Here is a 22,017-nt window from a genome sequence, read left to right on the forward strand (position 1 = left end):
TATCGCTCCTACCATTTAAAATAATTCTAAATCGCCCAAACTGTAATTAAAATGATTCAGTTCCAATAAATTCCTGTATTCATCATCTGGAAGATTTAATTTCCGTACCGTCATCACTGGACCATAATTCCCTTTTAAAAATAAATTGCCAAAAGCATCTTCATTGGCCATTGAAATAAAAGCGGCCCCAAATTTTTTAGCCCACTTCGAAATAATTTTCTTGACATTCTTATATGCCCCTTCATCTCCAACCAAAACTTCCACAATCCTTAATTCCCTGAAATATTTATGCTCCTTTACATAACCTGCCATATAAAATGAACTCTTGGCTATTACTTCGTATTTTTGTAAGGGGTTATCCTCATATCTCCATCTAAGATACTCTTTTGATTTTGGGGTAAAATATTTAGCCTCCTTCACCTTATCTTCATTGGTATTAGAGCACAATGTATTTATATTTTGAGAAGGAGTTGCAATTTCTGTAATATAATCAGTTGTCTTATTGGACAACCAATTTAACGGAAAAGTAGGTTGGATTTGAACCCTGAGTTTATCTACCTTTTCCCATCCCATTTTTAGGTAGCCAGGTAGACTTTGTTGATTTGGGGTGTTGAATATAAAATGGCCCCCTTCTTGTTTTGCCAACTCTATTGCTTGTAAGGTAAGTTTTTTAAAAACCCCTTTACCTTGATGTTTGGGATGCGTGGCAGTATCTACAGCCCGAAAAGTGGTGTGGAGTTTGTCCCCCTTTTGCCATTGCCACCGCATAAAAGCCCTTACCCCTATCATTTCCCCAGCTTCAATAGCTACCAAGGTCAATGATTTGCCAAAAGGATTGTCAATATGCTTGAACCTCCAAACTTCTTCTGTTTTTTTTGAAGAAGTCTCACCCAAACTTGCCTTGAGTACTTTTAAAATTTCAGGAATATCTTTCTCTGTCCCTTCCCTTATCTCCATCTTTTGACTAATAATTTAAATATTTAACTAAATGATATCTGGTAAAACAGGTTTTCGGACATAATGCTCAGGAAGTACATTTTTAAAGTTTTTCCTGAATTTTATAAGCCTACCATTTTCATTGGATTAACTTTCCAAAACTGAATTGTAATGGCTTTCCAGTTCTCCTACCATTGTTTTTAGGCTGAAAGCCTCAATAACCCTCTTTCTCGCAGCAATTTTATATTTTTTAAGTTTTGCGGGGTCATCCAGCAAAACCTGAACCAGCTCATTCAATTTTTCCCAAGCTTCTACCTTACAAGTGAGCCCAGTTTCCCCATTGATAACAACTTCCTTGATTCCTCCCGCATCAGTAGCAATAACAGCACACTCCATACTCATAGCTTCCAGAAGTGCAATAGGCAAGCCTTCAAATGAGGAACTCATCATAAAAATATCCATGGCTTCGAAAAAAGGCTTCACTTCGGTTTGAAGTCCGGGAAAGAAAACCTTTCCTTCTAAATTTAAATTATTGAATACTTCTTTAATTTCATTTTCCAGAGGTCCCGCCCCAACAATAATCCCATATACATTTGGATTGGATGCCTGGACTTTGGCAAAAACCTGGAGCCATTCTTTCAATCGTTTTTGGAACCGGAATACAGCCACATTGCCTAGTACAATTGCTTCTGTTGGGATTTCCAATTCCTTCCGTATAGATGTGTCCCCTTTTCTAGTAAAGAAATCTGTATTTACACCATTGAGAAGTGTTTTTACAGGAATAGATGGGTGTATGTTGTTTTTTATGGAATTTGTTACATCTTCAGAAACACCAAAAGCCATACTTTGATGGTTAAAAGTAGATTTATTGATTTTCTTTGTAATCACATGGTAACGTTCCTGCATATTATGTTCGGTATAAAGGACAGGGATACCGGTTTTTTTGAACACCAACCGACCTAAAAATCCGGCCCAGGGAAGGTGGCAATGTATTAAATCAATTTTTTCCCTTTTACAATAATCAATAACCTTGTTGTAACGCAAAAAAAGATATATGTTGTTTTTGGCATCCATACAAGTCACCTCCCCCCCCGCATCTTCCAGCGCACTTACCATTTGATCCTTCCATGGCAAAAAATAAATATAATGAAATTCAAATTTATTTGTGTCGTGGATTTTAAGGGTCTCTGGGAGCAACATTTCTGCCCCTCCCCTTCCCAATGATTTAATGATATGAAGGATTTTGATTTTGCGCATTTAAGATTGGATTATTCTTCCACAAATTTACTTTATTGCAGGTGGCCAACAAGCTTTTAATATAAATTAACAGCCCATATTGTAAAAAGAGAAGGTAAGTTGACCACTAACGGATTTCCTTATAGATTTTTAAAAATTCTTTGGCAATCTCCCTGTTCTTGAAATGCTTTGATACTACCTTATATGCTGTTTCAACTTTCATTTTATCAGGATGTTCCAGTTCTTTTAGAACTGCGCTTGCAAAAGAATTTTCATCGTTTTTTTTGATCAAATAACCTGTATCCTTGCCTAATATTTCAGAAATACCACCCACATTATAAGCCACCACTGGTAATTTTAAGTACATAGCTTCAACAACAACAGCCGGAAGCCCTTCTATTAAACTAGGCAACATAAGCAAATCGGAAGATTGGAGATATGCAGTGGGGTCCTCCACTTCCCCATGAAAAAAAACAGAAGTTTGAAGGTTTAAAGCAGTTACCCTTTGTCGAATTTTGTCCTTTAGTACCCCCTCGCCAATTAAATGGAGCTCTGTTGACGGTTCCTTCTTTATTATCTGCTGAAAAATATCCACTATTCCATAATGGTTTTTTTCTTTGGTAAAAGATCCAATATGGAGCAGTTTTTTCTTATTCTGGGATTCTGGTTTAAAAGGATTTTCCCCAAAAAAACTATTCTCTTCCACTCCTACAGGAACAACAGAAGTCATCGTGGTAGTAAAAGGAAACAACTTGTTTAAATCATTCTTGGAAGCTTTAGATACCGATATTATTGCATCTACTCTTTTCAATAGGAATTCATTTATTTTTCTTGAAAATGGGGTTTTCACATAAAAACTGGAAGCACTTGCATTCCTATATATTAAAGGATTTTTCCAATTAAAAAAGAACTTGGACAGAACTGCATATTTCAGGGTATCTGCAGCATTTGCCTGAACAATATCTGGTTGGAACTCCTCAATAATGTGTGCCAAATCAATCCACCCTTTATAATCAATCCACCTTCTGCTTTTAGGTCGGGCAAGGGTTTTTACTTGTTTATGATGAAGTGGCAGCGAAGCTTTACCATCATAGATACTGTATACCTCAACTTCATGCCCAAGACTTATTAAATGATTGGAGAGTTGACAACAAAACACTTCTGCCCCCCTGTATTGCTTTTTTTGTATTAATTGAAGTACTCTCAACTTAAGCTTTTTTTGTATCCAATTGTTTATAAAGAGACTCAAAGCGTAAAGCATTTTTGACAGGATTGAAACTTTCCTGCACTAGGTCATAGGCTTTCTTGCCCATTTCTTCCCGCAAATGGGAATCGTTCATTATGCTTAACAAGCTTTCTTTAAATTGTTTTTTATCAAAATTATCTATCATGAATCCAGTTTCGCCATCTTTAAGTACTTCAAATACACCGCCCACATTTGTGGCAACAGATGGTACACTCTGGGCAGCTGCTTCCAAAATAACCCCAGGAACACCCTCTACTTTGCTTGCTAATACAAAACACTCTGCTTCAGAAAGGAGTTCTGGAATGTCTTTCCTAAACCCAAGGAGATAGACCGTATTTTCCAAGCCCCTTTCTTCAATATCATTTTTGATTTTTTCAAAAAGGACACCGTTTCCAACACATACCAATTTTACTTCAGGCTGTTCTGTTTTCAATTCTGAAAAAATATCCAGTAAAAACAGATGGTTTTTCTCAGGGCTGAAATTTCCTATATGCATTGCAATTTTATCTTCTTTACCAATATTTAGTCCTTCTTTTAAACTCTGCCGGGACAAAGAGATGACTTCTTTAATAGGAATCCCCCTTCTAATTACTGAAGTTTGATTTTCGGGATAATCAAAAGTCCGGATAAAATCTTCTATTGCCTCTTCCCCAACAGAAGAAACATGATCGATCCTGGAAAAAATTTTTTTGTAAAGTAGCTTTTTTGGGGTGTTGGACAACCATTCACTAATAATACTAATATTGCGGTAAACCAAAGGGGTTCGGGGAATAAAAAAAGAAGCTGCGACCATATATTTTAATGTATCAGATCCGTTACACTGAATGACGTCGGGTTTTGACTTTTTTACTAGTTGGACTATTTTTTGGACAAGGGCTGGGGAAAAAGCAACGTTTTTCATCAGGCTTAGATCCAGGTTCTCTGCACCCTCTACTTCCAATACATCTTTTTCATTTTTGTATAAACCAGCAAATACTATTTTATGCCCCAACTTGAGAAGTTCGGTGCTTAGGTTTGCGGCAAAAACTTCTGCTCCCCTATATTGTCTCTTTGTTACTAACTGAAGAATTTTCATTTACTCCTTTTTTATATTCTACCTTCTAAATCCCCTACAGAAAAAGCAATTTTACCACTAATTCCAAATTCATCATCTTTGCTGACCACTGCTTGCGTGCCCCGATCTAACTTCAATAGGAATTTAAGGTGTTTGTTTTTCTGGTTTTCCAAGAAATAAACTGCTTTTGCTTTATTTTTTGAACAAACAGAAATGAGTCTTTGGGTACTTCTTTGTTTGTCCCCAAAGGAATCCACTAAAATAATGCTTTTGATCCCTTTCAACTTTGTTAGCTTGTAGACAACAATCCCACCATCATCAAATTTTGCTATTCTGTAAGCTTCGTCTGCATACCTCCATTCCAGGTATGCCCTGGAAATATTTGTTTGGCAGGGAAACTCTTCCACCCATAATTTATCAAAGACTATTTTGCTAGAAGGAATTTCCTCAAATTTTTCTGCTCTTTTCAAAAAGTTTATTAGTCCGACTTTATAGCTAAAGTTGCCATCTATGGGTTTCCATCCCATTTTCAAATAGCCAGGTTTGCTGTTCTCATTTGGCGTGTTAAATATAAGTTCATATTCATCCCTGATATTTTCCAGCCCCTGAAGTGTGATTTTCTTAAACAGTCCTCTTCCCCTATACGCATGATCTGTACAGGTATCTACAGGACGAATAGCTTTTATGATTTTATTGTCACAGATAAATTCCCACCTCATAAACATCCTTAACGCAACAATTTTATGATTATCTACTGCAAGCAAGCCATATGATTGCCCGAAAGGATTGGCAAAATGTTTCCAAAGAAAGGCTTCTTTTGCATGATCGGTTTCAAAATTTGCGTTTAAAAGTTTGATGATTTCATCGACATCTTTATCGTAATCTATTTTTCTAAACTTCAGCATATTTACAGATGTTGATTAAATTGATCGTTTTACTTTTTCAGATGGAACAAAAATGGATGTGCCCCGGAAACTTTAGCTTTAAATTCTGTCATTTCAGTATCGCTATCAACCCTAATGCGTGAAATATTAAGCGGATCCATGTTTTTTTTATTGATCTTGTGGTCAAACAGAAACACAAGTTCCATCCTGAAATTTTTTAATATTTTAGTGGTTTGTTCATCGGCATTTCCATTTGGATAAGCAAACACATAAAACCCTGGGAGCTGCAAACCATCAAAAACTTCTTTTGCTTGCGTTAGTTCTTCTGAAATTTCTTCAGGAGTACATTTATCGAGCATGGGATGGCTGTGGGTATGGTTTGCTATAAACATCCCACTTTGGCTCATTTCCTTCAAATCTTCGATGGTCAATTGTGGCTTATACACTTCGGGATATTCTTCCATTCTCCCAACACGTTCAAGATTGGAAATTTGTTTAAAATTTTTTACCACTCCCCTTGCCTGAAGGTAGGATTTACCTTCTTTCATTTCCTTGGCTTCGATCCTTTTGATCCAAACGTCTTTTGAGGTATTTATCAATCCCGTGATGATGAACAAACAGCTACTAAGGCTATGTTTCTTTAATACAGGCAAGCCCTTTTTAAGAACAGTAACATCCCCATCATCAAAAGTGATCAATAACGGATTTTTAGGTAATGGCATGTTTTTGCGGAAATGCAACTGCAAATTCTCTATACTAATAATATTGTACTGGGATTTGAGATAAATTACCTGCTTCTCAAATGCCATTTCATCTGGCACTGTATGATAGGCGAGAACCCTCAACCTGTTGGCATATTTCTTTTTAAAAAAGAAATGGAAGCTGCTTAATGCTGAATAAACTTTACCTCTCATACCCTATTTAACGTCTTTTTGATGCTATCAATTGGTCGTAAGTCTTTTCATATTCCATTGCTATTTGATTGATATCAAATTTTGCTACAGCAATCTCTCTGGCATTTTTTCCCAATGCTTTAAACTTTTGCTCACCCCCCATTACAGCCAATACTTTTTCGGTGAGTTCTTTTATGTCCCCCCTCTTAAATATAGCGGCAGAATTTTCATCTACACATTCCATATTTTCAGGAATATCGGAGCAAACAATGATTTTTTCGGTTAACATTGCCTCAATCAAAGCACCAGGCAAACCTTCAAAATAACTGGGGTACAAAAAAATATCTGCAATAGCCAGTAGTTGTGGCACGTCGGGTCGTCTGCCCAATACCTTGATTTTATCTTCAATACCAAGTTCCTTTGCCCGTTTATTCAATTTTTCTTCAAAAACTCCATGCCCAGCGATTAGTAGTACCGTATCTGGAAATTTTTTCAAAATAGCCGGCATCGCATTTACCATGTCCAACTGCCCCTTTCTTTCAATAAGCCTACTTACATTTAAAAGTACTTTTTGATTGGTTATACCAAGGGATCTTTTTAATCCTACCAACTCTTCCGACTTTCCTACGTTCGCAAACTTATCGACATCCCTTCCCCTGTAGATCACTTTTACTTTATCTAAATTCACCAGCGTAGATTTCGCCTTTGATTGTTTTATAGTTTCAGAATTTGAGATAAAATAATCCACTTTTCTTGAAGTATAGGTATCGTATAACTGAACCATCTTCAATTTAAGTTGCATGGAAAGCGGCTGATTTTGAAAACGCAGTCTATTGTAAGAATTATTTACAAAACTGCTTATCAAAGGAATGTCATACTTCGATTTTAGCTTACGTGTCACAGCATCAGATCTAAATAAAGTAGAATGAATAATATCTGGCTTCTCCTTTTCATAGATTTTTCCCAGTTCCTTTGCTGCCTTTGAAAAATTCCTGGGCCCCGGATTTTCCAAGGAATACACTTTTATACCTGCATCTTCCAAGTTTGGCCTTAGTTGGTCACCTTTGTAAAGGTGCACGAAGACAGGGGTGTAATTGGTAAAGTGCTGGGAAATTTCTACAAGGCTTCTTTCTGCACCCGATCCATTTATGGTATCAATTACAAATAATACTTTCATTTATTTTTTTTTAGGAAGTTTTCTCCCCCACAATTTTCTTCTTACAAACGGAATTTCGAAAGCTATTACATTTGCAATATTTTTCAATGAAAAATCTTCTTTTAATAACTTGTGGAAAACCTTTCGACTCTTTTTTATTTCACCTACCCTCACATAGTTTATTGCTGAAGAGTTTAAAAAACCATTTTTCCTGAAATGAAGAACTCCGGAATCTTTATACTTATTATGCATATATAGAGTAGCCTCTGCTCTTTTTCCATCTCGCATAGATATCTTAGAAGGATCACTATGTATAGTGTACTCAAAATTGCAGTTATTTGTGTAATCGATACTAAGATTGTGTTTTTCACAGCATTTAATAGCCCGAGCAGTAAATTCCCAGTTAGTACTTTGAATTAATAGTGGATCATACCCGCCTACTTCCCTAAAAATATCCCGTCTTACCGAAAATGTGCCTGATAAAGATGAATATTTATTTTTTGAAATTTTGTCTTTTAGTGCTGGAAAAGATTTTTTTCCCCTGGCAATCCAGCCACAACTTATATATCCTGTATTGGGCTTCTTTAAATCATAAAAATCTTGTAACCAATTATTAGTAACTTTGTCATCGCTATCGAGAAAACAAATGAACTCTCCCGTAGTCAAAGAAGCTCCGTGATTCCTGGCTACAGTATCTCCCTGATTCTTCTGTTTTACATATTTTATCCTTTGATCTTCTAAAAATGGAGCAATTTGCTTTTCTGTATCGTCCGTCGAACCATCATCTACAATAACTAATTCCCAATTAGTAAATGTCTGATCAATAACACACTTGATAGAGGTAATTACTGTAACTGCATTATTGTAAGTAGGTATTATAACTGAAAAATCCTTCATAAATTTATTTGTTTAATTTTTAATTCCTTGAAATTATCCCTTTCCATTTTTTTGAAATTTCCTTCCAATGTATCATAACGTTCTTTGAAGTTGGTACCTTCAGGAATATCTCCTTCACCTAAGGAAAGGTAGTGAAACTCCAATTGTGGGTATACCTGCGGCAGGTTTATCAATACTGAAGAGATGTAAGAAATCACCGTGCCTGGCAATTCTTCTTCCACCTCCATTCTCTCCTCAAAAGGGATGTTGTCACGAACAATTTTTCCGAAGAATTCATAATCTTTCAAATTTCCATCTTTTTCCCGGCGATGGGAAAAGTAGGAGAATTCCCCTTCTGGAAACCGACTCTTAATATTTTTTAGATAAGCAAGGTGTTTTTCTTTATCAAGATAACCAAGTTCTACAAGCGGACTCCCTACAAAATAGATTTTATCTTTCTTGATTTTTGTAGTAGCGGAAGACTTAAAATTAAAAACCTCTACAGAATCTGATGCTGCAACATCCAGTTCCCAGGGCGAATAAAAATGCAACTGTTCTACAGGCGATAAACCAAGAATTTTGTTGATGAAAAACTTACTGCCTTTAAATGGAATGGTTTTATCTTCTTTCCTCAATGAAGCAATAGGTATGATCCCACTACCATCACTAATCAAAATTGTTTTCCTTGGGTTGTACTGCTTTAAAATGTAATGCTGAATCCAGGAATTGTAATTCGAGAAAAAGACATTATCAAAAGATTTTTGCTTCCCCTTAATTTGTTTCACATTAAACATTGTCGAAAAGATATCGAGATAATGAAACGGAGGTTTTCTTTGTTGGTCTACATAGATAACATCCAATAGTTCAATCTCGGGATCCTGTTTTATTTTATTGCAAAAATCTTCATGGCCAGGAAACCTTCTAATGTTTAATACCATAAAATTTTCTGCATCAGAATGCGTATCAATATATGTTTTGACAGCAAGATAATGGGTAGTGTTAGTTATCAAAAAAAGATTCTTTCTTTTCGATGTCATTAGAGGTGAATTTTTACAGAAGCTAAGATAATCTCTTCAAAAATTGAGGCTTAATTTTTAACTTATATTTCTTACAAGGGTAAACGCTTCTGCAAAATCTTTTCCCACAGCAATTCCCCACCGCTGTGCCTGGATTTTTAAAGCTTCGGGAGAACGTGGGTGCGGATACTGCCTTTTCTCAAATTCGTAGCTTTCCATTCCCTTTATTTTTGCTTCAATTGCCTCTTCGCTCACACTTACGTACATATTTGGCACAAAATGCCGCGGATCTGTAGCCGCTCTCCATTCGGTTCCTGATGGGGTTTCAAAGGTTATCAGCGTTTTTACCCGCTCATCTTTCATAGGTCTTATGGCTGTAACAACAGCTTCAAAAGTGCGTTGATGATCAACATTTACATCCCCACCGTGGTGCGTAAAAATAACTTCAGGATCAAAATCCTGCTTTTCCTTTTCAATAACTTTAATGATGTCCAACAAAGAAACAGTATCAAAACGATTATCGGGAAAGTCATAAATACCTACAGAGCCATACCCTATTGCTTCCTGAGCATTTTTTATATTCTCTCTATGTATTTTTAGCTCTTTCTCCCATTTTTCAGGATCCCTCACTTCTGCCCGTGAAGTGATTCCTTCCCCGAGGATGACCACCCTGGTTTCACAGGAATAATCTTTATTTAACTGGTACATTGTAGCTCCCAAACCCAAAAGTTCATCATCGGGATGTGCTACAACAATTAATATTTTTTTATTTCTTAATGATTCTAACATCTGCTATAATTTCTTTTTCTGATTTTAATGATGCCCTTGTAAATTCAAATCTAAAATGTTCATTTTCTATAAAAGCTGCAGGATAACCTTCACAATCAAGCATCCTTATATAATCAAAAACTTTTTCTACATCTATAAGATCACCAAGATCACCGTCTTCTGGTTTTCTTCTTTTGAATTCAACAACATCTCCTTTTTGAGGAACCGGTTCTATATCTTTTTCGATGATCTCATCGATCATCTCCTCAATAATATTTGAACATCTTAGAAAAATTTCTTTAGTGGTCCCATTGAGATTCAAATCCTTTTTTAAATAAACAGGACCTGTATCAAGACCTTTTCCTGCTTTTAAAGCCGATATTTGAGTATCCTGAAAACCCCTGGCAATTAAATTTTGAATAGGACTTCCACCTCTTCCAAAAGGTAGATCTGTTTCATGAAACACCACACAATCAAACTTTTCATAAATAGAAGCGGGAATAATATAGGACCAATGAGGAATGAATATTTTGTCAGGTTGAAGTTCTTCTAATAAACCCAAAACAAACTTTTCTTTTTCATCTATTAAAACCCAATGATACTCAGCCAGATTTTTATTAAGAGACTCAAAGAGATTCCTATGCCAGCTCTTCTCTGATAAAACTATAAAAGTTTTCATGCTAATTATTTTGATCAATTTATAAGAAATACTTCATTGAATACTCACTCATATAGGAACTAGGAGATTAAAAAGCTTTAAAAATACCTAATCTTGAAAAATAATTCATTGTCCTACGATCCTGCAGATAAGGTTGGAATAACTGTATCAAATTTAAATCAGGATTATGATTACCTTCTATAACTGTAAAACCTTCAGCAGTTACCATGACATCCCATCCTACATAATCAAAAATAGGTTCTTTTGATAACATGTTCAGGAATTCCTCCTTGATCATAGACCAGTGTGGCACCCTTTTTCCTTGTATTATTGTACCAGTATCAGGATGAGCAGTTCCTTCCAAAACTTTCCCATTTTCCCCCTTTCTTTTCCAACCGGAGAGTTCGCCAGTAGAAAGATCAATCATTGAAATTAAGCCACCTTGGGAAAAATTATCAACAATAGAATCTGAAGATGAGTTTCCCATTCGGAGGACAGCTGCAAAAATAAAAGATTCATTCTCTTCATTATCGTAAAAAGTCACTAATCTGATAGTATTTGCAACACCGGAAAATATTTTAGAAAAAAATTCATGTTGCTGTTGATATTGAAAAATGCCGTAGCAGTCCAATTCTTTTAAAATAAGTTTTACATCTGATTTTTTGATGGGCTTCCCCTGAAGAATAAAATGATCATTACAATAGAGGAGAAAAAAAATTCCCTTTCCTTTTGCCCCTTGCAAATGTTTTAAAACTACTCCACCTGCATTTATAATCACGTCTAAAAAATTAGTATCTCCATAACCTGTATTTAAGTAGGTCACATTTCCATCAAAAACAGTCGCAATGAGCTCAGGTGTCGGCAGTAAATTCTTAATATATCTATAAAAAATCAGTTTATCATGTAGAACTGGCCAATACCCACGGTTCGACTGCAGAGAAATTTTATAACGTATAGAATCCGGTAGATAATGTCTGAAATTGTCCTTATTAAGTGAGTAAAGAATAATACTTTCCGTATCAAACCCTTTTTTCAATAAGAAGATCCATTCTGAGACATCTATATTCGGAACTTCTTTATCAAGAAAATTCTTTCTATAGAAATCTGTTTCTGAAAAACTGGTTACACTTAATTCCATATTATTTCTTTAGTGCTTTATATCATTGATAGAAAGTGGCGCCCCCCTCTTTAGATCACGACTCGCGGTTTTACCAATTAGAGTATCATAATATTTAGGAGCCAACCCGTGACCAGGTCGTATGGAACGAATATTATCTTCAGTAAAAACGTCTCCCTGTTTGATATCCTGGACCACAAATAAGGATCTTCTTCTAAGTTTATTTGGTTCTGTAACCTCAAAAACCACCTCACCAATAGCCTTTTCTGCCTCCCTGGCTGCAGTGACCATGGCTGCAAATTCATCTGGTTCCATAGAAAAAGCAGAATCTGCCCCGCCCAGGGATCTATCTAAAATAAAATGCTTTTCAATTACTTTTGCACCCAAACTCACTGCTACCACCGGAACGGTACTACCCATTGTATGATCTGACACTCCAACTTTGACCCCAAATCTTTTTTTAAGTTCTGGTATCGAAATTAAATTTGCATCCTCTACCGTAGCGGGATATTGAGAAGTACATTTTAATAAGGTAATATCGTTATTTCCTACTTCGCGACAGGCATTAACGGCCAGTTCAATATCTTCCATATCGGCGAGACCCGTTGAAATGATCATAGGCTTATTTTTTGAAGCAGCATGTTTTATCAATGGGATGTCTGTAATTTCAAAAGATGCAATTTTATAAATAGGCACATCCATGGTTTCAAGAAATTCCACTGCATCTATATCAAAAGGAGAACTAAAGAATTCCATTCCCAGGTCTTCAGAGATCTTTTTCAATTTAGGCTGCCACTCATAAGGCATGGAAGCTTCTGTATAAAGATCATAGAGCCTGTAGCCTTTCCAAAGACCGGAATCTTTAGGCTGGAAGTAAGGGTTGTTTTCATCCTTTACATCTATGGTCATAGAATCTGCCGTATACGTTTGTATTTTAACAGCATCGGCACCTGTTTTTGCCATAGCTTCTATTGTCTTTACAGCTAAATCAAAATCATTGTTATGATTTGCAGACAACTCTGCTATAATATATAATCCACTATCTTTCATCTTTCTTTTTCTTTCTAATTATTGTTAACCATTAATAATAAGGTACCACTTGGAATGTGAATATCCTAATTTTTGATCCAACTCTTCCCAATATGTTCTACAACACGCCGGGCACCACGTGAATCAATTAAGGTATTCCCTTTGGTAGTTATTTCAATTCTCCTTTCAAATTTTTTTATCTCACCAAGTACTTCTTCCAAATTACCCTGAAAATCACCTGAATTTGCCTGAAGGTTTTTTTGAAGCACCCCCAGCTTATTCCAGGCCTGTACATTTCTTTCCTGGTTATTTGCCACCACAACACCTATTGCAGGAATTCCCAATAAGATTACTTCATTAAGTGTTTGCCCACCATTGGTAATCACCAGGTCTGCTTGTTGATATTCTTTTATTAAGTCTGAAGGATCTAGAAAACCCATAAATTCTACATTACCCGAAGTTTCAATTTCTGAATTGCCCAGAACTTTCACTTTGCTTTTGCTGAAACAAAGAGATAATGAAGAAATAGCAATTTCCAAAACCTCTTTATTTATATGTCCTCCTAAACTTATTAGAATTTGCTGAACATTTTCCTTAATTTCCCGTTTCGGGAGATCCCAAAATATTTTCCGGAACAAAAGGTATTCCGGTCCGGCTAAAAAAGTGATTGAGCCGGAGCTTAAATTTAACTCCTTTCCATAAATGCTGCCTAATGCAACCACACCCCGACTTGCATAATTCAGGTTAGAATCTGCAATGGAAACAATATGTTTATATTCTGAAGCTATTAAATCAAGATCGTTTTTTGAAACCCTGTACGTATCAAAAACGATAATATCTTCAGAAGATATAAGGTTTCTTAAATGCTCTATATTGATCCATTCGACTTTCTCTTTTTTGTGATCAAGTTTCAGCTCTTCATTTTCCCACTCCCTAATAAAAAAAGTAACATCATATCCTGCTTCTGTAAAAGCATCAGCAAGGGAAGAACATCTGCTTAAATGCCCAAAACCTATATTTTTTGAATATTCAGTTAAGAAATAAATCTTCATTTATTTATTTTTTTATCAAGAAAATCCTGCTTTTCCAACCTAAGGGTGATAACACCCTGCTCCTCTTTAAACTTCTTAAAGCCCCAGGCTTCATTAGATCTTATGATCTTTTCATTTGAAACTTTATTCTTTACAAAGATCTCCTCCTTATTCAAGGTTTGAAACCAGTATTTAAATAGAAGCAGTTTCACACGGGAGCCTAATCCTTTTCCTCTATAATCTGCTTCTCCTATAATTGCACCGTACTCTGGTTGGGTTTCAAAATTTTTGATGTTAAAGACTCCAACAGGTTTTTCTGAAGAGAGCACAACATCCACCCTTTCAAAAGAATCGTATCTGTTTAAAAATGCAAGTTGATCCTCAAGTTTTATCTTTTTATCCATTTCCATAAAGGAGAGAATTGCCGGATCATTTCTCCATTTCACAATAGTTGGAGCATAGTCTTTATTTATAAGCTCCCACGAAAATCCTTCTGGAGCTTCCAACTCCCTAAGCCTCCTAATGAATTCTTTTTTTGTTTCCATAGGCACCAAATAAGATTTTATAGTAAGGTTTTTAAAGCAGTAGCCAGTTCAAGATCTTCATAGTTATCAACATCTACAGCCTTTTTCCAGTCCATCTCCCAGAAAATGTGATCTTTCCCATAAAAGGTTTTATCCCTTTTAAGAGCTTCTATATTAGCTATCCAGATTGCACCGGTAGGTGAAAAAAGATCTGGCAGGTCCTGGGACCTTTTACGTGTATCTTTTAAAATCCAGTTGGGTTCATTTTTTTCGTTTAAGGTTACAGCCCACCAGGGGTTCATCCAAACATATTTATAGCAGGATAAAACAAATGGCACTTCTTTCTCACGGAAGTATGTATAGCTGTTGACAATATCTACATCATCACGCAAAGGACACACCGCAAATAACTGCACCACTTCATCATAAGTTTCCCCTGTTTCTTCCAATTGTAAAATAGTCCTTAAAGTGGCTTCACTTACAGGGCTATGATCATCTGCAGCGGTATCTCTCAGGAAAGGAACTTCAGCTCCATATTCTCGAGCTACTTCTGCAATTTCTTCAGAGTCTGTACTAACAATTATTTTTTCAAACAATCCTGATTTTTTTGCAGCTTCAATGGTCCAGGCAATTAAGGGTTTTCCATTAAAATCTATAATGTTCTTTTTCGGAATCCTTTTGGAACCGCCCCTTGCCGGAATTATTGCTACTACTCTTTTATCTTTTTTCAACTTTCTCTATTATTTTTAATACGTTAATCCCATCTTCAAATGATGCATTAAGGCTATTTCCAGATGAAATGAAATTACAGAAATCTTCCATTTGATCCTGGTACATTTGCGTATAAGCTTCTGCAGAAGCAGTAAACAATATTTCTTTAGAATCACTATCATACGCCGTAAAGAAAACCGCATTGGCTCCCCATTCATATTTACCCTTTGCTGTGTAAGCTTCAAAAACTTTCACATTAACAGGAGAAAAGAAGTCAAGTTCAAAATTTATCCTGGTATTTCCAGATTTGGTAGTAAAAAAAGCATAATCATCTGTATCTATTTCCAAAAAGGAAACTTTATCTACAACACCTGCAATTTCCTGTGGTTCTCCAAACCAATCCAGGGAAAGGTCAATCTCATGGCTAAGGGTTCTTATTACACCTCCGCCAAGGGATTTCAAGGCAGTATATTCCTTTTTATAATCGGCATACGGATGCCATTTTGGTAAATAAAATGACCTTTTAAAACCAACTTTAAAGGGGGGTTCATCTTTAAAACGTTGTTTCAAAAATGGATTTACAGGATAAAATCGCATACAGTATGCTATCCTTATCAAATCGCTGTACTTTTCTAGCAGCTCTGCGTTTTTCACAGAGGTATCAATTGGTTTTTCAATAAGTACTTTAATACCCTTTTCCAAAAAAGGGATAGCAGATTCTACGTGTAAAGATGTGGGGTTAGAAATAATAACACCATCTGGTTTGAAATTAAGAGCATCCTCCAAATTGTAAAATTCGGTGATATCTCCTTCTTTTTTTATTTGCCCTTTTTGAGTTCGAAGTGCAGCAAGATCCAAACCTCCTATTTGTTGAAGATGGCTCAAATGCCTGCGACCAATAGAACCCAAACCTATTAATAAAATTTTCATACCCTGCCCATTTCAATTATTTTTACCAGTTCCAAAGTTTGCCCTGTTGGAATAAGCTGTTTTTTAGTATTTACCTGCTGAACAAATTCATATAAAGATCTTTTAAATGAGGAATAGGTACTGCTAAATTTTTTCGTAATGCTTTTTTCGGTTCCATAAAAAGTTATTGCGAAAGGAGATTTTACAGTTCCTGTCACCTTAATATAGGCACTTAAATTCTTCCATTTAATGAGCGTTAAATGAATTTCCCCATTCTTAACAGCTTTTACTTCCAGAAGGTCGCCCCTTTCAGGAAACATTGTTACAATGGGATCTAACAGGTGTATGGCATAGGTATCCCAATATTTACCTATAGAAGCTTCAATATAGTGTATACTGCCCAATTCTTTTTTTTCCTCGTCATCAAGTTTCATTTCCTCTGCAAAACGAATGGCAGAACAGGTATAAATTTGCGATTCGAAAGTGCTCCAGGACAGCATTTCTTGTGCATCTTTCATGCTTAATGCAAAAGGTTTATCAATAAAGACCGGGAGACCGGCTTCAAGAAATGGTCGGGACATCTCAGGATGGTTTTCAGCATCATCTCTGGCCAGTAGAACTGCATCTACCTCCCCTATCATATCTTCAATATTCTCTACTACATTCTCGATTTTGGCAGCTGCAGCAATATGTTTGGACACCTCTTTATCTTGCGTCCAAATATGCGTTACCTCTCCATATTCGCTAAGGCTATCCTCAGGAAAATTTTGTTTGGAAAGGTATTCAGGAATCACATGGAAAGGACAATCTTTCATTGCTTCGGGATCGTAGCCATTAAAAATGGCACTCCAGGAATAGGGGTGCCCATTTCCTTCGCTCATTCCTATCACTCCTATTTTTAACTTTTTGACCATCTGGAAGGTATTAGAATATCGTTCGATATGGTTTTTTCAAGTTCTGGTAAAGTAGCTGCTATTTCAATACTGTCGATATTCTGCATTAATTGCGCTTCATTCTCTACCCCGGTTATCACTTTATCTATAAACGGTCTTTCAAGAACAAACTTTAACAAAGCACCATTAAGCGGTTTTATTTCCTGAAGTTGCTCTAAAAGAGGTTTTACTTCAGCAAAATGATCCTGAAGTTCATTAGGATCCATAAAAAACAAACCTTGCAAAAAAGCCGATCTTGTATGGACCTCACAGCCTTTATCTTTCAAATTAATAATAGCTGATTCAAACCTGCGGTCAAAATAATTGTAGGGAACCTGTATTAAATCTGGAACAAAGCCCTTTTCTAAAAGTTTTTCAAGTTCTTCGGGTTCATTAAGTGAAAAACCAATTTTTTCCACTATCCCTTCAGCCTTAAAATCCAGCAATTCCCCCCACTGTTCCGGATGAATTAAAAGCTCCATTGGGCGGTGAGCAAGATAGCCGTATAAATAATTAAGCCGAAGGTTTTTTAAACTTTGCTTAAGCTGGCTTATAACCATTTTCCCTTCTGAAGGAGGTAAAAATTTTGACACCAGTTTAAAACCGGAAATATCGTTTTGACCTAAAACTTCTTCTGCATTTCCATAGGCAGATGCAGAATCAAGAACATTGATTCCCTTCTGCTCAGCAGTTTTTAATATTTTTTGTACTTCCTCATCAGATGTTTTCCCAGCTTTATTTGAGATTCCATACGATAAACCAAATTGAACTGTACCTAATCCTAATTTATCACGAACCTGCATAGAATGAATTTATCTTTTCAATTACAAAAGATTGTTCTTCATTGCTAAGGGTAGGAAACATAGGTAGACTAATACAATGTTTATAATATTCTTCAGAATATGGCAAATCACCTTCTTTCCAGCCTCTATCTCTGTAATAAGGCATTAAATGGCAGGGGATATAATGAATTTGGGCATAAATATTTTGCTCCCTCAAAAAGTTGTATAACCCAAGGCGATCATCAACTTCAATGATATAAAGGTGATAGGCATGGCCATCAATTTCACCCGATTGACCTTTTATAAACTCTGAATTTTTAAAAGCTTCATAATACTGGGAAGCCAGCTCCCTTCGTCGCTCCAGGCCTTCATCTGCCCTCTTTAACTGGCTGGAACCTAACGCAGCCTGAAAATCGGTGATTCGGTAATTATAGCCCAAATCCTGCATTTCCATATACCAACCTGGATAGACTTGAGATTTGAGATTTGAGATTTGAGATTCTTCAACACCTTGGGCAAATTCTATGGAGTTTTGGTATTTCTCATCGCCTTTTACAATTCCGTGGGTTCTTAGCTGAAGTAATTTTTCATAAAGATCTTTATCATCTGTAGTGATCATTCCGCCTTCGCCGCTGGCAATGTGCTTCACCGGGTGAAAAGAAAATATGGAAAGTTCGGCAAATTTCCCATTGCCGCAAATTTGTTTTTCACCATTGGAATCTTCAAAAGAACCTCCGGGCGCATGGCAGGAGTCCTCTATAATCCAAAGATCATACTCATTTGCCAGCTTTCTAAAAGCTTCAAGATCTACAGCTCTTCCGGCAAAATCTACAGGAATAATACCCTTGTAAGTGCCTTTTGGGGAACGTTCCAGCAGGTTGCGAACATTATTGATATCAAGAAGATATGTTTCAGAATCTATATCGGCAAAGACCACTTCGCCCCCGCAGTACCTCACACAATTGGCAGAAGCTGCAAAAGTGATTGGGGTCGTAATTACCTTATCACCTTTTTTCACATCTAAAGCAAGCACACATAAGTGCAAAGCCGCCGTACCGTTGGAAACGGCCACTGCGTATTTGCTCCCACAATAATCAGCAAAAGCTTCTTCAAATTCCGCAATCCTTGGACCTTGGGTAAGGAAATCAGATTTTAAGGTTTCTACTACGGCAATTATATCCTCATCTGTAATATTCTGCCTTCCGTATGGTATAATATTTTTCATAGTACCTGGTTGTTATGCTTCAAAAGAAGGATCTACATGTTCTTTGATGAGTTCCCTTAGCCTGTCCACTGATTCCCATTCGGTATTTTCACCAGAATTATATTTAAAGCCCATTGCAACTTTTTCAGCCTTAAATTCCTTTACGAAATCCTCTACTTTCCAACGATGGGTGGTGGGAACTATAACATAATATTTACCAAGGTCATAGGTATAAAAAGAATCGGAAGAAGTGATCATTTCCTCATGGATCTTCTCACCAGGACGGATCCCAACCACAGGTTTTTCACACTCAGGTCCTATAGCTTCAGCTACATCTGTGATTTTATAAGAAGGTATCTTCGGAACAAAAATTTCTCCTCCCCAAGCATTCTCAAGTGCATGCATCACCATATCCACACCTCCCTGTAAGGAAATATTGAACCTTGTCATAGTTGGATCTGTAATTGGCAAAACCCCCTCTTTCTTCTTTTTCAGGAAAAATGGAATTACTGAACCGTTGGATCCCATTACATTTCCATATCTAACCACTGAAAAACGAATAGGATTGGAACCCACAATATTGTTTGCAGCGACAAATAATTTATCTGAAGCCAGCTTGGTGGCTCCATATAGGTTCACAGGCGCAGCTGCTTTATCTGTAGACAAAGCCACCACACTTGTCACACCAGTATCTGTACAAGCATTGATGATATTTTCTGCCCCCAGAATGTTTGTTTTCACACATTCCATTGGGTTATATTCTGCAATTGGAACATGCTTCATGGCTGCGGCATGAATTACATAATCCACCCCTCGAAAAGCCCTTTTCACCCTTTCGTAATCCCTCACATCACCAATAAAAAAACGAAGTTGAGGGAATTTTGAGGAAGGGTAATCCTGAGCCATTTCAAATTGTTTCTGCTCATCCCTGGAAAAAATTACCAGCCTTTTGATTTGAGGGGATTGTTTTAAAATATGTGCAGTTAAAGCTTTTCCCAATGATCCTGTTCCGCCCGTAATTAGGACAGATTTACCAGATAAATCCAACATATATGAGTTTAATTTTTTAGAATTGTTAAAGATAAAAACTTTAAAGGGGCTAGAAGGGCAACTGCCTTTATTTTAATTATACTTTAACAAGTAACAAACGGGTAAATGGAGTCCTAAGGAATATTATTTCACTAGTAATTGTTATACCCTTTTAGATTGGCACTCAACAGAAAACTCTCTAAAAAAGCTTCTTTATTTGTCGCCGAAAATAAACATGAAGAATAGTAGAAGATACCGGAAATTCCTTTTTTAATTTTATAAAGAATAGACTGAGTACTTTAATTATTCTTTAAAAGAAAAAGTTGATCATTTAATCCATTACTTAACCTCTATTTCCTCGTATAGGATGATATCTTTATCAGACACCGAATTTTCAGCAGGCATTAATAATTTAACTGGTTTAAAACCTATTTTCCTATATTCTTCTTCTAGAAAATCATAATCAATGGAATAGTCTTTTTGACCATTATGGGAAAGTTTTTCGGTGTCATTCCAATATTCATCCATCCTATCGTAATAGAGGTACTTGCTTAATAGTGGAACCGTTTGATTATATACCCGAAACCCCATTGAACTACCTCCAATAAAATTGTAACCGTCATATTTAGAGAGGGACTTATACATATTTTTGTAGTGATAGGTGGGGTTAATTAAATAATGCTGCATTGTATAATAAATTTCTGGAAGAAGTAATAATACAAATAGAACAACTGGCACGGTTTTACTATTCACCTTCCTAACAATGGCATAGAAAATTAAAATTATACCCAGTGCAGTGGTAACCAATGGAACCAGATGGGAGTTGAAAAAAACCTGCTCCCAATATATAAGTAGCATTAGCACTAAAAGGCTTGATGCAGTAATTGAAATTAATCGCTTTTTATTTATATTATTTCTGTTATCCCAGATAGCCTCACATCCATTGGCTACTAGAAGCAACAGGAAAGGGAGAAGGATTATTAATTTTCGCCACGGAAAGTCATTGACGAAAATTGTTTGCAGCATAAAACTGCCTACAAATAGCAAAGTGGCAAAAACAGTAAAACTAAACCGTTTCCACTTAGAAAGAAAAACACCAGCAATTGCCAATACCGAAACTACAAGCCATAAGGGATTAAACCTAAAAGAGTTTGCCAGAACAAGCTTAAAGAAATTAACTACAAGGCCCCTGGGATTAAAGCCTGTCCTACCTTCATATTTTGAGCCCCTATCAAAAATATCTGAAAGCATATCCACATCCAGAGATAAGTTGATCAAGAAATAAATGAATAAAGAGATCAAACCACCAATCCCAAAATAAATACTCCCTTTCCAAAAATCATTGAAGTTGATCCATTTCACATTCTCTTGCTGCCAGGGAGTTTTGGTTAAAACAAGTGCAATATAAGCTGCCAATACCAAGAACGCATTCGTAGGATAAGAAAACAAAAATAAAAGACAGATTAAAGCAGATTTCCAGATCAAGCTTTTACCAACTTCTGCTTGCTTTTCCTTCCACCGCACCACCAACCATAAACAGAAAATTGCCGCCATCATTCTTACCATAGTTGGTTCTAAAATGATATTAGCTGTAGTAAATGAAAAATTCAGCACAAAACACAATACCACTGCATACCGTAGCTTAACATTACTGGTTACACTGATTAACAGCAAAACGAAGAAAAAGAGGGCGATAATACCAAATAGTATTGAACTGAACCTTAAGCCCATATAGTTGTCCCCGAAAATATCCAAAGAAAAGTAGGTAATAACATTCAATAAGATAGAATTGCCAAATACCACAGCATTATCTGCCATAAAAAGATCACCTGTTTCAAAATAATTATATGCCGGATACACATAATATGGTTCATCAATAGGTTGATATAAAGTCTCTTTCCAAACAGGGGGATCCATATCTATAATGAAAAGCTTTAGCAACATTATAAGTAGCCCCAGTAAAAAAACCCCCTTAGTTCTCAAAAAATTATTTGACCTCATGAATTAAGTAATTTTATCTTTTACG

22 protein-coding genes are annotated in these 22,017 nt (G+C 36.2%); all 22 read right to left on the minus strand.

Annotated features, from left to right (window positions below; all coding sequences use genetic code 11):
* Positions 1–15: 15 nt before the first annotated feature.
* A complete protein-coding gene (locus tag RM541_RS09275; RefSeq protein ID WP_311499882.1) occupies positions 16–957 on the minus strand; it encodes a GNAT family N-acetyltransferase in 942 nt (313 codons plus the stop codon).
* A 126-nt stretch (positions 958–1,083) separates the two neighbouring features.
* Entirely contained in the window at positions 1,084–2,193 is a 1,110-nt protein-coding gene (locus RM541_RS09280; RefSeq protein WP_311499883.1) for a glycosyltransferase, read from the minus strand.
* A 106-nt stretch (positions 2,194–2,299) separates the two neighbouring features.
* On the minus strand, positions 2,300–3,379 hold the full coding sequence (locus tag RM541_RS09285) for a glycosyltransferase family 4 protein (protein ID WP_311499884.1): 1,080 nt from the start codon (positions 3,377–3,379) through the stop codon (positions 2,300–2,302).
* Between the two features lies 1 nt (position 3,380).
* The gene (locus RM541_RS09290) at positions 3,381–4,493 is read right to left on the minus strand and encodes a glycosyltransferase (RefSeq protein ID WP_311499885.1); all 1,113 of its coding nucleotides are present in this window, start codon (positions 4,491–4,493) and stop codon (positions 3,381–3,383) included.
* 11 nt (positions 4,494–4,504) lie between these two features.
* Positions 4,505–5,377 (minus strand): GNAT family N-acetyltransferase, encoded by an 873-nt coding sequence (locus RM541_RS09295; protein WP_311499886.1) that lies wholly within the window; start codon positions 5,375–5,377, stop codon positions 4,505–4,507.
* Between the two features lie 29 nt (positions 5,378–5,406).
* The gene (locus RM541_RS09300; protein ID WP_311499887.1) at positions 5,407–6,270 is read right to left on the minus strand and encodes a polysaccharide deacetylase family protein; all 864 of its coding nucleotides are present in this window, start codon (positions 6,268–6,270) and stop codon (positions 5,407–5,409) included.
* A gap of 7 nt (positions 6,271–6,277) precedes the next feature.
* Positions 6,278–7,426, minus strand: a complete 1,149-nt coding sequence (locus RM541_RS09305; protein ID WP_311499888.1) for a glycosyltransferase family 4 protein — start codon at positions 7,424–7,426, stop codon at positions 6,278–6,280.
* Entirely contained in the window at positions 7,427–8,302 is an 876-nt protein-coding gene (locus RM541_RS09310; RefSeq protein WP_311499889.1) for a glycosyltransferase family A protein, read from the minus strand.
* Positions 8,299–9,318, minus strand: coding sequence for a glycosyltransferase family 52 (locus tag RM541_RS09315; RefSeq protein ID WP_311499890.1), 1,020 nt, complete (start codon positions 9,316–9,318; stop codon positions 8,299–8,301). The genes RM541_RS09310 and RM541_RS09315 overlap by 4 nt, the downstream gene beginning before the upstream one ends.
* A 57-nt stretch (positions 9,319–9,375) precedes the next feature.
* Complete coding sequence (locus tag RM541_RS09320) at positions 9,376–10,086, minus strand: PIG-L deacetylase family protein (RefSeq protein WP_311499891.1); 711 nt, start codon at positions 10,084–10,086, stop codon at positions 9,376–9,378.
* Positions 10,064–10,744 carry a formyl transferase gene (locus RM541_RS09325; protein WP_311499892.1) on the minus strand — a complete coding sequence of 227 codons (681 nt, stop codon included), beginning with the start codon at positions 10,742–10,744 and terminating at the stop codon, positions 10,064–10,066. Before RM541_RS09325 ends, RM541_RS09320 begins: the two co-directional genes overlap by 23 nt.
* Before the next feature lie 67 nt (positions 10,745–10,811).
* Positions 10,812–11,759: a sugar-transfer associated ATP-grasp domain-containing protein gene (locus RM541_RS09330; RefSeq protein WP_311499893.1), complete on the minus strand. Its 948-nt coding sequence runs from the start codon at positions 11,757–11,759 to the stop codon at positions 10,812–10,814.
* 111 nt (positions 11,760–11,870) lie between these two features.
* On the minus strand, positions 11,871–12,890 hold the full coding sequence (gene pseI / locus RM541_RS09335; protein WP_311499894.1) for a pseudaminic acid synthase: 1,020 nt from the start codon (positions 12,888–12,890) through the stop codon (positions 11,871–11,873).
* A gap of 65 nt (positions 12,891–12,955) precedes the next feature.
* Complete coding sequence (locus tag RM541_RS09340; protein ID WP_311499895.1) at positions 12,956–13,921, minus strand: glycosyltransferase; 966 nt, start codon at positions 13,919–13,921, stop codon at positions 12,956–12,958.
* On the minus strand, positions 13,918–14,445 hold the full coding sequence (locus tag RM541_RS09345; RefSeq protein WP_311499896.1) for a GNAT family N-acetyltransferase: 528 nt from the start codon (positions 14,443–14,445) through the stop codon (positions 13,918–13,920). The genes RM541_RS09340 and RM541_RS09345 overlap by 4 nt, the downstream gene beginning before the upstream one ends.
* 17 nt (positions 14,446–14,462) lie before the next feature.
* Positions 14,463–15,155 (minus strand): acylneuraminate cytidylyltransferase family protein, encoded by a 693-nt coding sequence (locus RM541_RS09350; RefSeq protein WP_311499897.1) that lies wholly within the window; start codon positions 15,153–15,155, stop codon positions 14,463–14,465.
* Positions 15,142–16,065, minus strand: coding sequence for a Gfo/Idh/MocA family protein (locus RM541_RS09355; protein WP_311499898.1), 924 nt, complete (start codon positions 16,063–16,065; stop codon positions 15,142–15,144). The genes RM541_RS09350 and RM541_RS09355 overlap by 14 nt, the downstream gene beginning before the upstream one ends.
* Positions 16,062–16,958 carry a Gfo/Idh/MocA family oxidoreductase gene (locus RM541_RS09360; RefSeq protein WP_311499899.1) on the minus strand — a complete coding sequence of 299 codons (897 nt, stop codon included), beginning with the start codon at positions 16,956–16,958 and terminating at the stop codon, positions 16,062–16,064. Before RM541_RS09360 ends, RM541_RS09355 begins: the two co-directional genes overlap by 4 nt.
* Positions 16,943–17,779 (minus strand): aldo/keto reductase, encoded by an 837-nt coding sequence (locus tag RM541_RS09365; RefSeq protein WP_311499900.1) that lies wholly within the window; start codon positions 17,777–17,779, stop codon positions 16,943–16,945. The genes RM541_RS09360 and RM541_RS09365 overlap by 16 nt, the downstream gene beginning before the upstream one ends.
* Positions 17,766–18,983: a UDP-4-amino-4,6-dideoxy-N-acetyl-beta-L-altrosamine transaminase gene (pseC, locus tag RM541_RS09370; protein ID WP_311499901.1), complete on the minus strand. Its 1,218-nt coding sequence runs from the start codon at positions 18,981–18,983 to the stop codon at positions 17,766–17,768. Before pseC ends, RM541_RS09365 begins: the two co-directional genes overlap by 14 nt.
* A gap of 12 nt (positions 18,984–18,995) precedes the next feature.
* Positions 18,996–20,012, minus strand: a complete 1,017-nt coding sequence (gene pseB / locus RM541_RS09375) for a UDP-N-acetylglucosamine 4,6-dehydratase (inverting) (protein ID WP_311499902.1) — start codon at positions 20,010–20,012, stop codon at positions 18,996–18,998.
* A 318-nt stretch (positions 20,013–20,330) separates the two neighbouring features.
* Positions 20,331–21,992, minus strand: coding sequence for an ArnT family glycosyltransferase (locus RM541_RS09380; RefSeq protein ID WP_311499903.1), 1,662 nt, complete (start codon positions 21,990–21,992; stop codon positions 20,331–20,333).
* Positions 21,993–22,017: the final 25 nt, after the last annotated feature.

Source organism: Autumnicola psychrophila (genome assembly GCF_031846645.1).
Lineage (GTDB): Bacteria > Bacteroidota > Bacteroidia > Flavobacteriales > Flavobacteriaceae > Autumnicola > Autumnicola psychrophila.